Here is an 18,702-nt window from a genome sequence, read left to right on the forward strand (position 1 = left end):
GGTACGCCGTCAGGTTACGCGTGACGCGGCCCACACGAAGGAGGTTCGTCGTTGATGCCGACGTGCGGCGAGTATGGGACAGTATTCGCAAACACTTTCGAGAGAGGTTCGCCCGATGCCACCGCGTAGACGTTCGACCGCGAACGAGTCCCTGACGCCCGAGAACCTCGAAACGCTGGCGAATGCGCTCGCCGCAGGCAAGCGGGCGACGGTGTATCTCATCGAGGCGACGCCGAGTCTCGGGCTGCCGGAAGGTACGTCGGCACGCGTGGTGTCGATCGCGGGCAACACCGTCACGATCAGTCCCAAGGGTGTCAACGACGAACTTCCGTTCGAGGCCGACGAACTCCGCATGACGCGCAACCCACCCGGCGGTGCTCCCAAGCCTGCTGCGCCCGCAGCGCCGAAGCCCGAGATCGCCGAATGGATCGAGCCCGCGACCGAACCCAAACCCAAGCCTGCAGCGAAGCCGGCGGCGCCGAAGCCGGCCACGCCGAAGCCGGCCGAGGTCTCCAAGCCCGCCGCGTCACCCAAACCCGCCGCGCAGTCCGCGCGGAAGGGGAAGAAGGGACCGGACAGCGTCAGCGTCACCATTCATGCAGGCGCCGACAACGACTGGTCCGTGACGGTCACGCATGGAGCGCGCAGGCCGGGCAAGGCGCAGCCGGTGTCGCCCGAGTCGGTCTCGCGCGCCGTTCGGGAGCTGGGTGACGACAGCGCTGTCCAGGCCGTCGAGGCCGTCATTTCCCATGCCAGGGAGGAAGCTGCGCAGCGAGTGGCCGAGCTGAGTCGTCAGCTGGAGGAAGCGCAGTCGATGCTCGCAGCCCTCGAAAGCGGCACACAGTAGAAGGCGCCGAACCGAACGAACCGGACGAATCGCTGCTCCGCGCCGGATAACGAGACGGACACCGATGCCCTAGTCGTGACGAGAACGTTGACCGACATGGTCGTCCCGAGGTCGCAGTTATTGCTAGGGTTCTGCGGACACCGCTGGAGAGGGAATTCATGTTGAAGAAGTTCATGCTCGTCGCCGTGGCCGCCGCAGCCGTCGCGGCAAGCGTCGGCGTCGGGACCGCATCTGCTGCAGCCCCGGCGGTCCTCGGAGGTGGATCCGGGATCATCGTCGACAGCGCCGCAGAGTGCACTCTGACGACCATCGGCAATGATTCGTCGGGTCGTCTCGTCGGCCTCACGGCAGGTCACTGCGGCAACGCAGGCGCGACCATCGTCCCCGAGTACGACCCGAGCGCAGGAGTCGTCGGACGCATCGCCTTCTCCAACCCGGAGTACGACTTCGCGGTCATCGAGTTCGACCGTTCGAAGGTCATCCCGACCAACCACGTCGGCAACGTGACCATCACACAGGTCGGTCCGCCCGCGCTGTTCCCGAACATCGTGTGCAAGGAAGGCCGCACCACCGGTAACACGTGCGGTATCGCCTACGGCGACATCCTGCAGTCGCAGGAAACCTGGTCGCAGCTGTGCGTCGTCGAAGGTGACTCGGGTAGCCCGGTCGTCGTCGGCACCACGCTCGTCGGAATGGTCAACGCATACCTGGGTGTTGCGTGCTTCGGCCCGCAGGTCGGTACCAACATCGATGCGATCCTGCGCCAGATCAACGCAGGCAACGCAGTGGGAGCCGGATTCGTCCCGATCCCGTAGCGGGTCTTTCGGCCGAAGGGGCCGTCGTGTTGGTACTCCAACGCGGCGGCCCCTTCGTCGTTGGTGGGCGGTTGTCGTGGGTGGGGCGGTGTCGTTGGTGGTTAAGTGTCGTTGTTTGTGATCGGTGACAAGAACGGGGCGTGAAATCCGCTGCGGCAGTGAGATGTAACCGCCCACTGTAATGGCCACCACACCGATTTGCACGCGTCGACGCGCCCTCCATAGGCTTCGTGCCTCTGAGCTTTCGGTGCTTCTGGGCTTTCGGTGCTTCTGGGGGGAAGACATGACTTTGCTTGCGATGACGCCTGTCCACGAGATGGAGAAGCCGTACGCCGGACGGTGGGCAGCGCTGGGCGTGTTGTGCCTGAGCCTGCTGGTCGTCGTCATGGCGAACACGTCCCTCCTCGTCGCGGCTCCGGCGATGACGGTGGATCTCGACCTCAGCAGTGCGGACCTCCAGTGGGTCATCGACGGATACACCGTCCCGTACGCGGCACTGATGCTGCTGTTCGGTGTGATCGGAGATCGGTACAGCCGACGCGGCGCACTGCTCATCGGGTTGATGATGTTCACCGCCGGATCGCTCGCGGGCGCATTGACGGAGGCGACGGCAGGTGTCGTACTCGCCCGCATCGTCATGGGCGTCGCTGCCGCCGTGGTCATGCCTGCCACGCTGTCGCTTCTGGTGGCCACGTTCCCGAAGCACGAGCGGGCGACGGCCGTGACCATCTGGGCGGCGACGTCGGGATTGGCGATCGCGATGGGTCCGTTGCTCGCCGGATGGCTCCTCGAAAGCTATTGGTGGGGTTCGAGTTTCCTGCTCAACGTGCCGATCACGGTCTTCGCGATCATCGCGGCCGTCCTCGTCGTTCCGCCGTCACGTGCCGCGGACACCGGTCGGATCGACTGGCTCGGCGGTGTCCTGTCGGTGCTCACCGTGTCGGCGACCGTCTACTCGATCATCGAGGGATTGCACTTCGGATGGAGCGTCGGGCCGGTCTATTTCGCCGTGATCGGCGTTCTCGGAGCGGCGGCGTTCGTCGCGTGGGAACTGCGACACCCAAACCCGCTGCTCGATGTCCGCGCGTTTCGCTCCCGCGTGCTCTCCGGCTCCGTCCTCGCGGTCCTGCTGTTCTTTCTCGTCACCTTCGGCGCGATCTACTATGTCGCACAACATCTTCAGTTCGTACTCGGCTTCGGGCCCGTGTCGACGGGAATTCACCTGCTCCCGCTTGCCCTCGCGGTGTTCGTGGGATCCGGTATCACCCGGTTGCTGACGCCCCGGCTCGGCATGAAGTACACCGTGACGGCAGGGATGGTGCTCGGCACTGTCGCCGTCTGCACGATGATCGGACTACGTTCCGACGCAACGTATGTCGACTTCCTCCCGGCGCTGACGATTCTCGGCCTCGCGATCGGGCTCAGCGTGTCCCCGTGCACGGACGCGATCATGGCGCAGTTTCCCGACGGTAAGCTCGGCGTTGCGGGCGGACTCAACGACACGGCACTGGAACTCGGGGGTTCGCTCGGAATCGCGATCCTCGGTTCGGTTCTGGCGACGACCTACCGCGATGGCGTCGTCGATTTCCTCGCGGACTTTCCTGGCCGCACGCCGAGCGGTGAGCCGACGGCACAGGCGGCCCAGGCGGTCGAGGTGTCAAGCGATTCGGTGGCCGGTGCCGTCATCGTCGCAGATATGTTGCGGGACAACCCATTTCTTACCGGTTACGCAGATTCGCTGGAGGACACCGCGGTCGAGGCCTATGCTGCCGCCGTCAGCCACACATCGGTGATCGCGACGGTGGTGTTCGGAGTCGGCGCAGTGCTGGTGGCAATCCTTCTACCGGCGCCGCGGAAGCGTCGGGTCGTGACGGTGACGCCGATCGTCGACGAGGGAGTCGCTCACGAGATCGCCGAGTTGGAGGAGATGCTGGGGCAACCGTCGGCACCGAGCCCGTCCGTGGCGGAATCGCTTGTCGACGACGAACTCTCACGCCCGAGCATCTACCAGCTCGCGGCGAAGGTGTTCGAGCTCGAAGCGGCGGAGAAGACAGAGGCGCGGCTCGCCGACCACAGCGACCGCGTCACTATCCACCAGCTGGCGCTTGCCGACATCGCCCGCAGGAGGCGCGAACTCGCGGAGGAGGAGCTCGACGCGGCACTCGACCTCGCCGAACTCCCCGTCATGCGTCGGGCGCCGAGACCCGTCAGCAGGCCTGGGCAGCTGAACATCTACCAGTACGCCGACTCTCGGCACCGTCACGACACCGAGATCCAGGAGCGGTCGAGCTCGATGTGGGCGATGCCGCTGTAGTTCCCTTTCCGGCATCGATGGCACGCGATAGCCGTTAGACAGTTGCCGCGGTCCATCGATGCAGAACCGCTTCCGGCATCGATGGCACGCGGTAACCGTTAGACAGTTGCCGCGGTCCATCGATGCCGACGAGCGGGAGCCGATGCCGACGAGCGGGAGCCCGCTAGATCAGCACAGCCCCGTTCGACGCCGAGCCCACGAGCTTGGAGTACTTCGCCAACACTCCTCGCGTGTAGCGCGGAGGAAGCGGAGCCCAACCCTGTTTGCGCGCTTCGAGTTCCGCGTCGTCGACGAGCACGTCGAGGGTTCCCTCGGCAACGTCGAGGCGGATTCGGTCACCGTCGCGAACGAACGCGATAGGCCCGGCGTCGACGGCTTCCGGCGCCACATGTCCGACGCACAGTCCCGTCGTTCCGCCGGAGAATCGGCCGTCGGTGAGAAGCAGGACATCCTTGCCCAGTCCGGCTCCCTTGATCGCGCCGGTGATGGCGAGCATCTCGCGCATACCGGGGCCGCCCTTGGGGCCTTCGTAGCGGATGACCACGACATCGCCCGCGGAGATGGTGCCGTCGGCGAGCGCGTCCATCGCGGCGCGTTCGCGCTCGAAAACCCGTGCGGTGCCGGTGAACACGTCGGAGTCGAACCCGGCCGACTTGACGACGGCTCCGCCGGGGGCGAGCGAACCCTTCAAGATGGTGATGCCGCCGGTCGGATGGATAGGTTCGTTCATGGCGCGCAACACCTTTCCGTCCGGGTCCGGCGGCGCGATGTGAGCGAGGTTCTCCGCGACGGTCTTTCCGGTGACGGTCAGGCAATCACCGTGCATCAGCCCCGCGTCGAGCAGCGCCTTCATGACGACGGGCACTCCGCCGATGGCGTCGACGTCGGTCATGACGTGCTTGCCGAACGGTTTGACGTCCGCGAGGTGCGGGACACGGGAGCCGACGCGGGTGAAGTCGTCGAGGCTCAGTTCGACCTCTGCTTCGTGAGCGATCGCGAGCAGGTGCAGCACCGCGTTGGTCGACCCGCCGAACGCCATGACGACCGCGATGGCGTTCTCGAATGCTTCCTTCGTCAAAATGTCTCGCGCCGTGATGCCGCGTCGGAGCAGTTCGACGACGGCCTCGCCGCTCGCGTGCGCGAACTGGTCACGTCGACGATCGGGTGCAGGAGGAGATGCGCTGCCGGGCAACGACATTCCGAGCGCTTCGGCCGCGCTGGCCATCGTGTTGGCGGTGTACATGCCGCCGCACGCGCCCTCGCCGGGGCAGATGGCGCGTTCGATCGTGTCGACGTCGGCGCGGGACATCAGGCCGCGCGAGCAAGCACCGACGGCTTCGAAGGCGTCGATGATCGTCACCTGGTGTTCGCTGCCGTCGGACAGGGTCGCGAAACCGGGCAGCGTGGATCCCGCGTACAGGAACACGCTCGCGAGGTCCAAACGAGCTGCGGCCATCAGCATTCCGGGCAGCGACTTGTCACACCCGGCGAGTAGAACCGAACCGTCGAGCCGTTCGGCGCTCATGACGGTCTCGACGCTGTCGGCGATCACCTCACGTGAGACAAGGGAGAAATGCATGCCCTCGTGGCCCATCGAGATGCCGTCGGACACCGAGATCGTGCCGAATTCCAGCGGGTACCCACCCGCCGCGTGCACGCCCTCCTTGACTGCTTTCGCGAGTCGTTCCAGCGACAGATTGCACGGGGTGATCTCGTTCCACGACGAGGCGACGCCGATCTGCGACTTGGTCCAGTCGTCGTCGCCCATTCCGACGGCGCGCAGCATGCCGCGGGCCGCGGTCTTCTCGAGGCCGTCGGTGACATCGCGGCTGCGCGGCTTGACGTCCGGTGACTCGTTCTCGGTCGACATGACTCTCCTGACCTATCGCGGATGGGCTGTATCCAGTCTTGACCCTAACGGTGTTCCGACGGGCTCACGGCCGGTGACGACATATCGCACCGCGCGTGGCATTCCATGGACTCGGGATCCGACCTGCGTTCGCCGCGGATCATGACGGCTGCAATCGCGGCACCGACGACGAGCAGGACCGCGCAGATGACCATCGCGGTGTGGAATCCGTTCGAGAACAGTGCCGGGTCGTCGTCGTCGACACCCGATATCCCCGCGAGACCGGGGAGCGCCGCGACGGCCAGCAGTTGGCTCGTCCGGGCGACGGCGTTGTTGACGCCGGACGCGATACCGGCACGGTCGGTCGAGACCGCGCCCAGCACTGCCCCGGTCAGCGGCGCGACGAGGAAGGACAGGCCGAGACCGAACACGACGACGGCAGGCAGGACGTCGAGGACGTACGACGCACCGGGCGAGATTCGCAGCATCAGCAGAAGCCCCGCGGCGGCAACGAGCGGACCGATCGTCATCGGGATGCGCGGGCCGATCCGCTGCGCGATGCGCCCGGTCCTCGCGGACAGCAACAACATCAGCACGGTGATCGGCAGTGTCGCGACGCCTGCCGCGATGGGCGAGTAACCCAGTGCCAACTGAAGTTGCAGCACGAGCAGGAAGAAGACACCGCCGAGCGCCGCGTAGACGGCGAGCGTCACGAGATTCGCGGCCAGGAACACGCGCGACGAGAAGAGCGACGGCGGCACGAGAGGGTTCCGCGATCTGGCCTCGACGACGAAGAACGCGGCGACCCCCACGACACCGAACCCGACGACGATCCACTCCGATGCGATGAACCCGTACGTCAGCAGCCCGAGCGCGACGGCCACCACCGCGGCCCCGAGGAGATCGAGACGGCCCTCGGCGTTCCGATCTCGGCTTTCCGGAACATGTTTCACGGCGACCCACACGACGGCGATCGCCAGCGGGATGTTGAGCAGGAACACCGATCGCCATCCCGCGACCTCGACGAGCCAGCCGCCCAGCAACGGCCCGATCGCCGACGCCACCCCACCGAGTCCGGACCACGCGCCGATGGCAGCGCCGCGATCGTCGGAGTCGATGGACGCGGAGATCAACGCGAGGCTGCCCGGCGTCAGCAGCGCCGCACCGACACCCTGCAGTACACGCGCGGCGACGAGCACTTCGATGCTGGGCGCGAGCCCACACAGGATGGAGGCGATCGCGAACCAGACGGTGCCCCAGACGAACACCCTGCGGCGGCCGAGCCGATCACCGAGCGATCCGCCGAGCAGGATCAGCGACGCGAGCGACAACGTGTAACCACTGACCGTCCACTGCAATCCGGCCACTCCGGATCCGAGATCGCGGCCGATCGCGGGCAGTGCGACATTGACGACGGTGGCGTCGAGCATCGCGAGCGACGAGCCCAGCACCGTGGCAGCGACGATCCAGCGCCCGCGCGCGGACGCAAGCGGTATCGACACTGCGCTGCTCACACCTGGTTACAACTCCTCGACACACACCATGAAGTTGCGATCCGAGTAAGCGTAACCACTGTCCGCCGGGTCGGAGCACTGGTTGACATCGGTGGTGTTCGGCAGAATCTCGACCACGCGCACCGTGTTGCTGCCGGGGCTGGTGCAGTCGGCGCGCAGCGGATCGTCACCGGAGAGCTCCATGCAACCGCCGATGACCCAGTCCACGTCCAGGCACAGCGCGCCCTGCTCGACGCCCCCGTACGTCTCGTAGTAGTACTGATCGGCGTCGGGCGAGCACTGGTCACCGGTCGGCACCTTGGCGATCACCTTGTAGTTGGATTCCCGGCTTCCGCACGTCGCGTTGTCGATCGTCGCGTCGGACATCGTTCCCCCGAGTTCGACGCAGTCGCCGATCTCGACGTCGATGTCGACGTCGCCACCGATGTCCTCACCCTGCTGTCCAGGAGGTGTGCTCGGGCGTTCGGACGTGGTGGACGTCGTCGACGTGGCGATCGCGCCGAGGTCGTCGGCCGGAACGGCACGGGGAGTGACGTCGGAACCGCAGGCGGTGAGAACCAGCAACGCACAGGCGGATGCGGCGAGGGCAGCACCACGAAGCGTTCGGCCGAAGTGAGTCATCGATCGTTCCTAGCTGTGAGTGCTTTCGTTGACGGGCGCAACAAAAATATCCGACCAACCGCCCGAAAGCATCACCGACGTCCAACCCGTCGGTTCGATTCCGTTTGCAGCGACGGTGTCGGAGCGATGGGGCAGTATTGAGATCGTGGACCTACCGGTGGAATGGCCTCTGCAACCGATGCTCGCGAAAGCCGCGAAAGCGGTGCCCCCGCAGCCCGCGGACGGCCCGGCCCAGTGGTCGTACGAGCCGAAGTGGGACGGCTTCCGCGCGATCGTGTTCCGCGACGGGGACGAGGTGATTCTCGGATCGCGCGGCGGCAAGGATCTGGCGCGCTACTTTCCCGAACTGGTGGCCGACATCAAGCGCGAACTTCCCGAACGGATCGTGGTCGACGGGGAGATCGTCGTGCCCCGTGAGATCGACGGCCGCACGCGTCTCGACTGGGACGCGTTGTCCGAGCGGATCCATCCCGCGGAGAGCCGCGTGAACATGTTGGCGGAGAAGACTCCGTCGATGTTCGTCGCGTTCGATCTCCTGGCTCTCGGGTCCGACGACCTGATGAACACACCGTTCGACGAACGCCGCAGGCGCATGCTCGACGCGGCCTCCGGCGGCGACCGATGCCAGGTCACCAGCGCGACCGACGACGCGGCCACCGGGGAGCGATGGCTGGAACAGTTCGAAGGCGCGGGCCTCGACGGTGTCGTCGCGAAGAAGCTCGACGGCGTCTACCTGCCGAACAAGCGCGAGATGATCAAGGTCAAGCATGCGCGGACGGCCGATTGCGCGCTCATCGGATATCGAGTGCACAAGTCCGGCAACGGAATCGGATCGCTGCTTCTCGGCCTGTACGACGGCGACCAACTTCGCATGATCGGAGGGGCGTCGGCGTTCACCGACAAGCGGCGCGTCGAACTGCTCGAAGAACTGCAGCCACTGCGCACCGGCGAGGACCCGAAGTCCGCCGAACCCAACCGGTGGACGTCGAACAAGGACCGCAGCTGGGTGCCGCTGCGTATCGAGCGCGTCGTCGAGGTGGCGTACGACCAGATGGAAGGGGAACGGCTGCGGCACGCGGCACGGTTCCTGCGCTGGCGTCCGGACCGTGAGCCGACGTCGTGCACCTACGACCAACTGGAAGTGCCGGCAAGTTACGACGTCGCGGACGTCATCGCGGGAGGACACTGATGCCGTCGAAGACTCCGCCCGCATACGTGGAGGCCGGTGGACGCGAGGTCCGAGTGTCGAGTCCGGACCGCGTCATCTACGAGGCCACCGAGCGCACTCCCGAGATCACGAAAGTTCAGGTGTGCGAGTACTTCGCGTCCGTCGGTGAACCGCTGATCCGTGCCATCGGAGACCGTCCGACGGCGATGGAACGCTGGCCCGACGGCTATCGGGAGGGCATGCGACTCGCCGTCGGACCGCAGGATCGTGAGGGCGACGGCTTCTATCAGAAGCGACTGCCGAATGGCGCTCCCGACTGGATCGAGACCGTCGGGATCAAGTTTCCCAGCGGCCGGTCCGCGGACGAGCTGTGCCCGCGCGAATCGGCGGCGTTGGTGTGGGCGGCACAGATGGGCACGTTGACGTTTCACCCGTGGCCGGTTCGACGCCCGGAGGTCGACAAGCCCGACGAACTGCGCCTCGACCTCGACCCGCAGCCCGGCACCACGTTCGCCGACGCCCAACGCGTGGCCGAGGTGACCCGCGAGCTTCTCGAGGAACTGGGACTACGCGGCTACCCGAAGACGAGCGGCAACAGAGGAATTCACATCTACGTCCGCATCAGGCCGGACTACACGTTCGAACAGGTGCGGCACGCGGCCATCGGACTCGGACGCGAACTCGAACGCCGCGACGACGGCGTCACGACGAAGTGGTGGAAAGAGGAACGCGGAGAACGTATCTTCCTCGACTTCAACCAGAACAACCGCGACCGCACCATCGCGAGTGCGTGGAGCCTTCGGGCCAAGTCGGGGGCGCCCGTCAGCACGCCGATGACGTGGGAGCACCTGAAGTCCGTCACCGATCCCCGCGACTACAACATCGTCACCGTGCGCGACTACCTGGCCGACGGGGATCCGTGGGAGGACATGGACGGCGAGTCCTACTCGCTGGAACCGCTTCTGCACCTGTGGGAGACGTTGCCCGGCGGAGAGCTCAACTTTCCGCCGGACTACCCCAAGATGCCCGGCGAACCTCCTCGCGTACAGCCGTCGAAGAAAGTCGCCGAGCATTGGGACGAACAGGGCAATCGCGTCGAGTAGCGGCTAGACCGTCCGCGCCACCTCCAACTCCCGGATGAGCGACGCGGCGTCGTACGGTCCCGTGTGCCGAATCAGATCCTTGTCGCCGATGCCGAGATAGAACGTGGGAGTTCCCTCGACGTCACTGGATTTGGCGTCGAGCTCGTCGTCCTCGACGCGGACCACGTAGTCGCCGGTGCGTAGGTCTTCTTCGAACCGTTCCATGTCGAGCCCGAGTTCTTCGGCGTAGCGGTCGATGTCCTCGGGCAACAGCGCGTCGCTGTTGGTGAACAGTACGTCGGCCATCTCCCAGAACTTTCCCTGCGCCGCAGCCGCTTCGCTCGCTTGAGCGGCGTACCGCGCATGCGGGTGGTAGTCGTCGAGCGGCAGATGGCGGAAGATGTAGCGCACGTCGTCACCGAAGTGTGCTCGCACTTCCTTGATGCTGCCGGTCGCCTTGCTGCAGAACGGGCATTCGAAGTCGCCGTACTCGACGATGGTCAGCGGTGCATCGACGGGGCCGCGAATGTGATCCCGTTTCGGGTCCACGCCTCGAAGAATCCTGTGTGACATCTCTTTACGCGGCGGGTGGACTCGTTCGTCGATACGGAACAGCAACCACCCCAGAGCGGCGGCGATGACCGACGCCGCCAGGACGCCCACGCGGGCCTCGTCGGCGAGCAGTTCGTCGTCGAGGGCCAGGTCGACGATGAACAGCGAGATCGTGAACCCGATTCCGGACAGCGCGGCGCCGCCCGCGATGTGCGACAACGTGAGTCCCGGTGCGAGGGCGTCGGGACGAATCTTCGAGAAGATCGCTGCGGCACCGGTGATGCCGATGAGCTTTCCGAGGACGAGACCGACGACGATTCCCCACGTCAACGGGGACGTGGCGGCAGCCCGGAGCGTCTCGCCGCTCAGTGGAACGCCTGCGTTGGCCAGCGCGAAGATCGGCACGATGATGAACGCGGTGTACGGCTGGTACAGCCGCATGAGACGTTCGTTGACCGAAACTGCTTGATCCAGGCCGAGTCTCGCGGCCCGCGCGTACTCCGGGTTCGGTGACTGACGGAACGCGCGGGTCAGATCTGCGGCGCGCTCGACCTCGCGTCGACGCGGCGGGTAGACCGGAAGAATCAATGCGATCATGACGCCGGCGAGCGTCGGGTGAACACCCGATTCGTAGAACGCGACCCAGGTGGCGACGGAAACGACGAAATAACTGATGCCGCGCCATACTTGGAGTTTGCGCAGCAGCGCGATCGCTGCGAGTCCGACGAATGCCAGTGCGAGCGCACCGATGTCGAGGTCGTCGGTGTAGAAGAACGCGATGATCGCGAGCGCGCCGACGTCGTCTGCGACGGCGAGCGTCAGCAGGAAGATGCGCAGGCGCGCCGCCTTCTTGGGTCCGACGACGGCGAGCGCGCCGAGAACGAATGCGGTGTCGGTCGAGATGACGACGCCCCACGCGCCTGCCGCTTCGCCGGACGGGTTCAGCAGCAGGAACAACACGGCGGGCACCGCGAGTCCGGCGAGGGCGGCGACGATCGGGATGCTCGCGCGCGAGCGGTCGGTCAGCTCGCCCATCGCGAATTCGCGTTTGACCTCGAGGCCGACCACGAAGAAGAACAGGGCCATCAAGCCGTCGTTGACCCAGTGGGCGAGGTCGAGGGAGATTCCGTGACCGCCGATCGAGATCGACAACTCGGTGTGCCAGAAAGTGTCGTAGGTGTCGCCGAACGGCGAGTTGGCCCACAGCAACGCCAGAAGTGTCGCTGCGAGAAGAAATCCGGCGGCCAAGGTTTCGCTGTTCCTGGCGCCGCGTGATTCGCCGAGCCGCTGAGCGAGCCTGCGAACCGGGGACATCGTCGGTGTCATGTCTGCCATCGGTGACGGTTTCCCCTCGATCGGTTTCGGTTACATGCAGTCCGGGAAAACCCGCGCAGACAACCCAACCGCCGCCACTCCGAATTGCTTCCACATCGGTATCGTGTGCGGGGCTGCCTGCAAGTATTCGTGTATTCGCAGGACAGCATAGATCGGTCGGAGGGTCTTGTTCATGCGTCGGCGCAGCGCCGTCGCGGGGGTCTGTGCGGAACGAAAGTCGGAAAGCATGCGTGATTTGATCTGCCGCAAGTGTGGTCAGAAGCTGTCGTTCGAGAACTCCTTGTGCCTGAGCTGCCAGAGTGCGCTCGGGTTCCACCTGCCGTCGAGAGCGATGCTCGTGCTGCCGGACAAGTCGGAGGACGGTGCAGCGGAAGTCGACGTCGACGGCACTACGTGGCGAGTCTGCGCCAACCTCGACACCGCTCGGTGCAACTGGCTCGTCGACACCTCCGAGGGCGAGGAGCTGTGTGTCTCGTGCAGGCTCACGCGGACACGGCCTGCCGACGACGACCTCGACGCGATGGTCGCGTACGCCGACGCCGAGACGAACAAGCGTCGCGTCGTTCTCGAACTGACCGAGCTCGGTCTACCGATCATCGGCCGTGACTCCGACCCCGAGACCGGACTTGCCTTCGATCTGTTGTCCAGCGCCGACCAGCAGGTGATGACGGGTCACGCCAACGGACTGATCACCCTCGACCTCGCCGAGGGCGACGACGTCCACCGCGAGCAGCTTCGCGTGTCGATGGCGGAACCGTATCGAACCCTCGTCGGTCACTTTCGACACGAGATCGGCCACTTCTACCAGATGGTGTTGGTCGGGACGGGTGAGCATCGCGCACGGTTCGAGGAACTGTTCGGCGACCCCGACACCGACTACCAGGCTGCGCTCGACCGGCATTACAGCGAGGGCGCGCCCGAGAACTGGGAAGACGACTACGTCTCGTCGTACGCGACGATGCATCCGGCCGAGGACTGGGCCGAAACGTTCGCGCACTATCTGCACATCCGCGACACCCTCGACACCGCGGCGGCGTTCGCGATGGCGCCCGCGGGATCGACGCTGGACAGCGCGCTGCCGGGCGACATCGGGTTCGAGCAGATCATCGAGTGGTGGCTCCCGCTGTCCTGGGCGCTCAACCAGATCAACCGGTCGATGGGCCACCAGGATCTGTACCCGTTCGTGCTGCCGCCCGCGGTCATGGAGAAGATGCGGTTCGTGCACCTGCTGATCGCACCGAACGTGGTGTAGCGGCGTCAGACGAGGCCTTCGGCGCGAGCGATCGACGAGGGCCTCGTCTCCGAGGGCTGTGTCTCCGTGGGCTGCCACGCGGTGAAGACTTCGAGGACGAAATCCTCGTCGACGTACCCGCCGAGACGCGAGAGTCCGACGGTGTCCGCGACGGCGTCGTGCACCTGGTCCCCGGTGAGCGGGTAGTCCGCCACAGGATGACGCCAATGCACGGCGACGAGCGTTCCGCCCGGTTCGAGGTGCCGGACGCACTCGTCGAGTGCGCGTCGTAGATCGGTCTCGTCGAGGTAGTAGCCCACCTCGCTGAGCACAATCAGGTCGAACCCCGTGCCGACGCTCTCCCAGCTGTCGGCCAGCGACCATGTCACGAACTGCACGTGCGGTGACGCGACGCGTGCCCTGGCCGTCCGAATCGGTGGATCGACGACGTCGGTGGACACCAGAACGTCGCACCTCGCGGCCAACCGTTCGGTGAGCACACCGACGGAGCATCCCGGTTCGAGGGCGCGGCGATAGCGCTGACGCGGTAACGACGCCATCGTGATCGTGTACTTGCGATCCTCGTACCAGCTCGAGCCGAGACCGAACGGGTCCTCGCCTTCGGCGTACACGCCGTCGAAGTAGGCCGGTGGCACGCTCACAGGAAGATCACCTCGTACGGTCGCAGAAGTCGGTCGAGTACGTGCGGTGGCAGCACCGCTCGATCGGCGGGGTGCTCCGAGAGCGGTGCGATCTGCGTCCGAAACTCCTGCACCGCAGCTTTTTTCGCGGCAAGAACGTGCGGCTCGAGAGCGACGGCGTGAGCTCGATCCCACGGCACGTCGGGATGGTCGGGACGAGCCCAGTGCCACATCCATACCGGATACTCGATGACGCGTACTCCGGTGCGCGACGCGGCCGTCAGGCAGGCTCGGGCGGTGGCCTCGTGGTCGGGATGGCGGTCCCCTCGCCACGTCGTGAGGCACCAACTTTCTGGTGTGAGGACGCGGGCCACTGCCTCTGCGACGTCGTTCTCGTGCGCGGCGACGTCGCCGTCCGGGATACCGAGGCGGATCGGTTCGACGTCGACACCCAGCTGCGTCAGCGCTCGACGCGACTCCTCGGGCCGTTCGGCGATCAGGTGTTCCCTCGTCACGGTGGGAGAACCCTCGTGCGAGCCGCCGCCGTCGGTGACCGCCACGATGCGTACGTCGATGCCTGCCGCCGACGCGGTGGACACGAGTCCGCCGACGCCGAGAATCTCGTCGTCGGGATGCGGTGCGACGACGACCATGTCGCGGCACCCCGCGAGATCCGCAGCCGGGTACGTGTGTTGCCATGCGCGCCAGACGGATTCGGGTGTGCCGGCTTCCGAACCGTCGAACGACTCCTCTACCACGGACTCTTCTCCTCGGCGACGTCCTCACCCAACGCGGCGAGGTCTCTCTCCGCGTGCGACTGGCGAAGGTAGACGGTCAGATCCGCCACGCGGCGTGCGTGCGCGGCGTCGATGCACAACGGTCCTGCGCCGAGCGCGCGGCCGACCCGATCGATGCAATCGGAGGCGGCGTTCTCCACGACCGCACGAACTGTCCTGGCGCGTAGCCTGCCTCGGCCGTCGTAGTCGAACGGGTCCGAATCGATCTCGGCTGCAGCAACTTTCAGAGTGCTCGATGCGGCGCTCAGTCCCGCGGCGACGGCACCCAGATGGGCCGCGGCATGGGCGTCGGCACCTGATCGGACCGCGGCGTGCAGGGTGTCGGCGACGCCGCAGGCGCTGCCGAACCAACAGGCGGCGACACCGATCGCGCCGTGCCAGAACCCGGGCCGTTCGAGATAGGCGCCCGGTTCACCCACGGGGTGTGCACGGGCGCCGTCGAATCGAACATGGCCGGAGTCGCTGTCCGCCATACCCACTGCGTGCCACGAATCCGGAATCGGCGAGCACGCAGGCTGAGTGAGATCGACGGCGAACAGCCTGCGTCGATCGCCGACGCGCGCCGTCACCAGGGCGTCGGTGCACAGGTGCGCTCCCGAGCACCACGGCTTGACCCCGGTCAGTGTCCACCCGTCCGACGTCTCGTCGGCCCCCAGAACCGGCGACGGTGGCTCGGCTGCCCAGACACCCCAGATCTGTTCGCGGCGCGGTTGCGGCCCGCCCAGCTCGGCGAGGATCGCGAGCGCGTCCGCATGAGCCTCGGCGAACCGTCCGAGCACGGTATCTTCGCGGCTCAGCGCCGCCAGCCGATCCCACCGCTCTTCGGTGCGCCCCGAGCCGGGGAGGGGAAGAGGGGCGTCGAAGAATTCTCGAAGGCGGTCGATCATCGCGGGACCGCCGCGTCGAGCGAACGAAGATGTGCCGCAAACCCGTCGGGAGCGCGCCCGAACAGCCGGTTCGACGTGGACACCGGTGAATCGCACGCGTACAGCACCGGAATCCCGGCCTGCTCCAGCCGTCGAACCAGGTCGACGTCCTCGTCGGTGCGCAGCGGCCCGAAGCCGCCGACGCGTCGGTACACATCGGCACGGACACCGAGGTTCGCGCCGTGCACGTGGCGGTGGCCTGCATGCTCGCGGTATCCGGACCGGTAGGCAGCGGCCACCGCGGCAGGCAGTCCGTCGAGGTCGACGCGGACCGTTCCGGCGACGGCCCCGGCTCCGCGCCGGGCATGGGCGATTTGTGACGCCAACCAATCGGGCCGAGTCACGCTGTCGGCATCGGTCGTCGCGAACCACGTGTCCGGCGACGCAGCTCGACCGTGGAAGCCGGCCGCGCGCGCGACACCGACATTGCATGCCGAGACGGACCTCACCGATCGGTCGCCCGACCCGTCCGCCCAGCGACGCGCGATCGACTCGGACCCGTCGGAACACGAATCCAGCACGACGACCGTGAATACGTCGAGGTCGGGGACCTGGGCCCGGCCGTCGGCGAGCGCGTCCAGACACGCCGGCAGTAGTTCTTCTTCGTCGTGAACCGGTACTACCACGACAACTCGGCGAATATCCGTCGAAGAATCGATCAATGCCATCCCTGTTCTGCGATGGAGCTCCGCCGGCTGCTCGACGGTTCGTACTTCTTCTGTCCGTAGACCCGGTATCTCATCCCCAGTAGTGGCAGAATCCAAACGCAAGGGACAACCGATGAGCAGCGGAAGGTTTGTCGTGGTGGGGATCGTCGGGGAATTCAAGCGGATGGCCGCGATGGCGGGTCCAGTTGCGGTGCTCGGAATCGCCGCGGCACTGCTGACGCCCGGTACCGCGTCGGCGACGGATCTCGTCTGTACACCGGGTGCACAGAGCACGGCGCTCGAGGGGAAGTCGGCGTGCGGAGTGCAGACCGACGGCACGTCGAACGCCTACGCCCGCGCACTCGACGGCGTCGCGTTCGCGCGCGCCGAACTCGGAGGCGCAGCCCTCGGACTGGCAGGCGGCGGTGGCGTCGCCGCAGCGGAAACCAAGTCGGGGACCGTCGCCGCGGTGTCGACCGGCGCCGATTCGGTGTCCATCGTCTCCCCCGACACGGGCGCTCTGGCCCTCGCCGTGTCGCTCGACCGTGGTCAGACTTTCGTCGGGACCGCAGACGAAGGGGTGCAGTGCCACGCGGGCGCAGGCCTTGCCGTCAACGTCACCACCGGACAGGTGTGCCTGTCCGACGGAGTTCGTTCCTGGAGTTCTGTCGTCGCTCTGCCCTAGTGGGAGGTAGGTGTTACCGATGTCAACACAGTTGCCGAACAACGAGGACGCTCTGCTACGTATTGCCAAGGATCTGTGGTGGGCCGTCCTGCTCCGCGGCATCCTGGCGATTGCGTTCGGCATCGTCGCGCTCGTGTGGCCCGTCGTCACCGTCTGGGCGATCGTCGTCGTCTTCGGTGTCTACGCCGTCGTCGACGGCATCTCCGCCATCGTCAGATCGATCCGAGCACGCAAGGTGCAGTCCGGCTGGGTGTGGTGGTTGCTCGGCGGAATCGTGTCGTTGGGTGCCGGAATCGTCGCATTCGTCTGGCCCGAGATAACGGCACTCGCCGCGGTATTCGTCATCGGAATTTGGGCGATAGTGGGCGGAATTCTCGAAATTGCGGGCTCGTTCCGGCTTCGTTCCCTGGAGGGCGCGACGCACTGGATGATGCTCCTCGTCGCAGGCGTCATCGAGGTGCTGTTCGGCCTCGTTCTGGTGTTCTTCCCGGTCAGCGGCATTCTCACGGTGGTGTGGCTCGTCGGTGTATTCGCGATCGTGTTCGGACTTCTGTTCGTCGTCTCGGCATTCCAGATTCGATCGGCCGCGAAGAAAGCAGGCCTCACCTCGGCCTGAGGAACCGATTAGCAATTCACTGCCTGGTGTGTGTTAATGGCAGTTGGTTCGCATGCCTTGTGGTCTCACTGGGCCGTATGCACGAGAAGAATGGAACTGACAGCCGATCATGAAGTCTTTCGTCTCGCGGATCGCACTGGTTGCGGTCGCCGCGTCCGCTGCCGTCGCACTCGCAGGACCCGCTCAGGCCGCTCCTCTGTGGCCCGGCGGCCCGGAAGTACCCGGCTTCCCCGGCTCGTCCGATCCGGCCCTCCCCGCACCCGAAATCCTGCCGCAACAGCTCGCACCCGCGAACTTCGCGGACCCGTCGATCACGCCCAACTCGGGTGAGGTCGTCGGCGTCGCGCAGCCGATCGCGATCCGGTTCGACGAGGCCATCGGAGACCGTGCCGCAGCCGAGCGCGCCATCCGCGTCACCACGTCGCCGTCGGTCGACGGCCACTTCTACTGGATCAACGACACCCAGGTTCGCTGGCTCCCGAACGAGTTCTATCCGGCGCACACGTCGGTGACCGTCGAAGCCGGTGGCGCTCGCGCCGATTTCTCGACCGGCGACTCGGTCATCACCACCGCGGACGACGCCACCAAGACCATCACGGTCACGCGCAACGGTGAGGTCGTGCGCACGATGCCGACGTCGATGGGCAAGCCGGGGCACGAAACCCCGAACGGCACCTACATCGTCGGCGAGAAGTTCCGCGACATGTACATGGATTCGTCGACGTACGGCGTCCCCGTCGACTCGCCGGAGGGGTACCGCACCTACGTCGAGTACGCGACGCGTATCTCCTACAGCGGCATCTTCGTTCACGCTGCGCCGTGGTCGGAATGGGCTCAGGGATCCGAGGACACCAGCCACGGATGCCTCAACGTCAGCACCGAGGACGGCCAGTGGTTCTTCGAGAACTCGCAGAAGGGTGACCCGGTCGTCGTCGTGAACACTTCGGGTGGAACCCTCAGCGGCGCCGACGGTCTGGGCGACTGGAACCGGTAAGCGGCTCCGCCGTACGTGCGCGCGAATGTGTAGTGCCTACGGGTCATTCCGCAGGCTCCACTCCCGCT

General features: G+C 66.1%; 17 protein-coding genes. 9 read left to right on the forward strand and 8 right to left on the reverse strand.

The window, feature by feature from the left end:
- Window positions 1-115 precede the first annotated feature (115 nt).
- From HQ354_RS15340 to HQ354_RS15350, 3 genes are all read left to right on the forward strand, one after another.
- On the forward strand, window positions 116-847 hold the full coding sequence (locus HQ354_RS15340; RefSeq protein ID WP_068427295.1) for a DUF6319 family protein: 732 nt from the start codon (window positions 116-118) through the stop codon (window positions 845-847).
- Window positions 848-1,005: 158 nt separating this feature from the next.
- Window positions 1,006-1,662 (forward strand): peptidase S1 family protein, encoded by a 657-nt coding sequence (locus HQ354_RS15345; protein ID WP_068427293.1) that lies wholly within the window; start codon window positions 1,006-1,008, stop codon window positions 1,660-1,662.
- A 283-nt stretch (window positions 1,663-1,945) separates the two neighbouring features.
- Complete coding sequence (locus HQ354_RS15350) at window positions 1,946-3,976, forward strand: MFS transporter (protein ID WP_084423811.1); 2,031 nt, start codon at window positions 1,946-1,948, stop codon at window positions 3,974-3,976.
- 163 nt (window positions 3,977-4,139) lie between these two features.
- Here the strand turns inward: HQ354_RS15350 and ilvD are convergent, their stop codons facing one another.
- Genes ilvD through HQ354_RS15365 form a run of 3 tightly spaced genes read right to left on the reverse strand, consistent with a single transcriptional unit; the run spans window position 4,140 to window position 7,960 of the window.
- Window positions 4,140-5,846, reverse strand: a complete 1,707-nt coding sequence (gene ilvD, locus HQ354_RS15355) for a dihydroxy-acid dehydratase (RefSeq protein ID WP_068427291.1) — start codon at window positions 5,844-5,846, stop codon at window positions 4,140-4,142.
- Between the two features lie 44 nt (window positions 5,847-5,890).
- A complete protein-coding gene (locus HQ354_RS15360) occupies window positions 5,891-7,339 on the reverse strand; it encodes an MFS transporter (RefSeq protein WP_222635142.1) in 1,449 nt (482 codons plus the stop codon).
- A 6-nt stretch (window positions 7,340-7,345) separates the two neighbouring features.
- Window positions 7,346-7,960 (reverse strand): hypothetical protein, encoded by a 615-nt coding sequence (locus tag HQ354_RS15365; protein WP_222635141.1) that lies wholly within the window; start codon window positions 7,958-7,960, stop codon window positions 7,346-7,348.
- 145 nt (window positions 7,961-8,105) lie between these two features.
- Here HQ354_RS15365 and HQ354_RS15370 point away from each other — a divergent pair, with 145 nt between their 5' ends.
- Both HQ354_RS15370 and HQ354_RS15375 read left to right on the forward strand, forming a co-directional pair.
- On the forward strand, window positions 8,106-9,149 hold the full coding sequence (locus HQ354_RS15370) for an ATP-dependent DNA ligase (RefSeq protein ID WP_167677194.1): 1,044 nt from the start codon (window positions 8,106-8,108) through the stop codon (window positions 9,147-9,149).
- Window positions 9,149-10,231: a DNA polymerase domain-containing protein gene (locus tag HQ354_RS15375; RefSeq protein ID WP_222635140.1), complete on the forward strand. Its 1,083-nt coding sequence runs from the start codon at window positions 9,149-9,151 to the stop codon at window positions 10,229-10,231. The genes HQ354_RS15370 and HQ354_RS15375 overlap by 1 nt, the downstream gene beginning before the upstream one ends.
- A gap of 3 nt (window positions 10,232-10,234) precedes the next feature.
- Here the strand turns inward: HQ354_RS15375 and nhaA are convergent, their stop codons facing one another.
- The gene (gene nhaA / locus HQ354_RS15380; protein WP_222635139.1) at window positions 10,235-12,097 is read right to left on the reverse strand and encodes a Na+/H+ antiporter NhaA; all 1,863 of its coding nucleotides are present in this window, start codon (window positions 12,095-12,097) and stop codon (window positions 10,235-10,237) included.
- Between the two features lie 226 nt (window positions 12,098-12,323).
- Here nhaA and HQ354_RS15385 point away from each other — a divergent pair, with 226 nt between their 5' ends.
- Window positions 12,324-13,349 carry a putative zinc-binding metallopeptidase gene (locus HQ354_RS15385; RefSeq protein WP_222635138.1) on the forward strand — a complete coding sequence of 342 codons (1,026 nt, stop codon included), beginning with the start codon at window positions 12,324-12,326 and terminating at the stop codon, window positions 13,347-13,349.
- A 5-nt stretch (window positions 13,350-13,354) separates the two neighbouring features.
- Here the strand turns inward: HQ354_RS15385 and HQ354_RS15390 are convergent, their stop codons facing one another.
- The 4 genes from HQ354_RS15390 to HQ354_RS15400 are packed head-to-tail and all read right to left on the reverse strand — an operon-like array spanning window position 13,355 to window position 16,360.
- Window positions 13,355-13,990 carry an SAM-dependent methyltransferase gene (locus HQ354_RS15390; RefSeq protein WP_308115242.1) on the reverse strand — a complete coding sequence of 212 codons (636 nt, stop codon included), beginning with the start codon at window positions 13,988-13,990 and terminating at the stop codon, window positions 13,355-13,357.
- The gene (locus tag HQ354_RS25600) at window positions 13,987-14,727 is read right to left on the reverse strand and encodes a PIG-L family deacetylase (protein ID WP_308115243.1); all 741 of its coding nucleotides are present in this window, start codon (window positions 14,725-14,727) and stop codon (window positions 13,987-13,989) included. The genes HQ354_RS15390 and HQ354_RS25600 overlap by 4 nt, the downstream gene beginning before the upstream one ends.
- On the reverse strand, window positions 14,721-15,653 hold the full coding sequence (locus HQ354_RS15395) for an acyl-CoA dehydrogenase family protein (RefSeq protein WP_222635136.1): 933 nt from the start codon (window positions 15,651-15,653) through the stop codon (window positions 14,721-14,723). Before HQ354_RS15395 ends, HQ354_RS25600 begins: the two co-directional genes overlap by 7 nt.
- Window positions 15,650-16,360, reverse strand: a complete 711-nt coding sequence (locus HQ354_RS15400) for a glycosyltransferase family 2 protein (protein ID WP_167677184.1) — start codon at window positions 16,358-16,360, stop codon at window positions 15,650-15,652. Before HQ354_RS15400 ends, HQ354_RS15395 begins: the two co-directional genes overlap by 4 nt.
- A gap of 112 nt (window positions 16,361-16,472) precedes the next feature.
- Here HQ354_RS15400 and HQ354_RS15405 point away from each other — a divergent pair, with 112 nt between their 5' ends.
- The 3 genes from HQ354_RS15405 to HQ354_RS15415 all read left to right on the forward strand — a co-directional run bounded on the left by HQ354_RS15405 (window position 16,473) and on the right by HQ354_RS15415 (window position 18,634).
- Window positions 16,473-17,024: a DUF6764 family protein gene (locus HQ354_RS15405; RefSeq protein ID WP_084423816.1), complete on the forward strand. Its 552-nt coding sequence runs from the start codon at window positions 16,473-16,475 to the stop codon at window positions 17,022-17,024.
- Window positions 17,025-17,043: 19 nt separating this feature from the next.
- Window positions 17,044-17,640 carry an HdeD family acid-resistance protein gene (locus HQ354_RS15410; protein WP_222635135.1) on the forward strand — a complete coding sequence of 199 codons (597 nt, stop codon included), beginning with the start codon at window positions 17,044-17,046 and terminating at the stop codon, window positions 17,638-17,640.
- Window positions 17,641-17,749: 109 nt separating this feature from the next.
- On the forward strand, window positions 17,750-18,634 hold the full coding sequence (locus HQ354_RS15415) for an Ig-like domain-containing protein (RefSeq protein WP_167677182.1): 885 nt from the start codon (window positions 17,750-17,752) through the stop codon (window positions 18,632-18,634).
- Window positions 18,635-18,702 lie beyond the last annotated feature (68 nt).

The organism is Rhodococcus sp. BP-261 (assembly GCF_019835205.1).
GTDB lineage: Bacteria > Actinomycetota > Actinomycetes > Mycobacteriales > Mycobacteriaceae > Rhodococcoides > Rhodococcoides kyotonensis_B.

What these genes read in the sequence shown, in the direction of transcription:
- HQ354_RS15340 (WP_068427295.1), top strand. Translation starts at nt 116, where the DNA reads ATGCCACCGCGTAGACGTTCGACCGCGAACGAGTCCCTGACGCCCGAG.
- HQ354_RS15345 (WP_068427293.1), top strand. Translation starts at nt 1,006, where the DNA reads ATGTTGAAGAAGTTCATGCTCGTCGCCGTGGCCGCCGCAGCCGTCGCG.
- HQ354_RS15350 (WP_084423811.1), top strand. Translation starts at nt 1,946, where the DNA reads ATGACTTTGCTTGCGATGACGCCTGTCCACGAGATGGAGAAGCCGTAC.
- ilvD (WP_068427291.1), bottom strand. Translation starts at nt 5,846, where the DNA reads ATGTCGACCGAGAACGAGTCACCGGACGTCAAGCCGCGCAGCCGCGAT.
- HQ354_RS15365 (WP_222635141.1), bottom strand. Translation starts at nt 7,960, where the DNA reads ATGACTCACTTCGGCCGAACGCTTCGTGGTGCTGCCCTCGCCGCATCC.
- HQ354_RS15375 (WP_222635140.1), top strand. Translation starts at nt 9,149, where the DNA reads ATGCCGTCGAAGACTCCGCCCGCATACGTGGAGGCCGGTGGACGCGAG.
- nhaA (WP_222635139.1), bottom strand. Translation starts at nt 12,097, where the DNA reads ATGGCAGACATGACACCGACGATGTCCCCGGTTCGCAGGCTCGCTCAG.
- HQ354_RS15385 (WP_222635138.1), top strand. Translation starts at nt 12,324, where the DNA reads ATGCGTGATTTGATCTGCCGCAAGTGTGGTCAGAAGCTGTCGTTCGAG.
- HQ354_RS15395 (WP_222635136.1), bottom strand. Translation starts at nt 15,653, where the DNA reads ATGATCGACCGCCTTCGAGAATTCTTCGACGCCCCTCTTCCCCTCCCC.
- HQ354_RS15400 (WP_167677184.1), bottom strand. Translation starts at nt 16,360, where the DNA reads ATGGCATTGATCGATTCTTCGACGGATATTCGCCGAGTTGTCGTGGTA.
- HQ354_RS15405 (WP_084423816.1), top strand. Translation starts at nt 16,473, where the DNA reads ATGAGCAGCGGAAGGTTTGTCGTGGTGGGGATCGTCGGGGAATTCAAG.
- HQ354_RS15410 (WP_222635135.1), top strand. Translation starts at nt 17,044, where the DNA reads ATGTCAACACAGTTGCCGAACAACGAGGACGCTCTGCTACGTATTGCC.
- HQ354_RS15415 (WP_167677182.1), top strand. Translation starts at nt 17,750, where the DNA reads ATGAAGTCTTTCGTCTCGCGGATCGCACTGGTTGCGGTCGCCGCGTCC.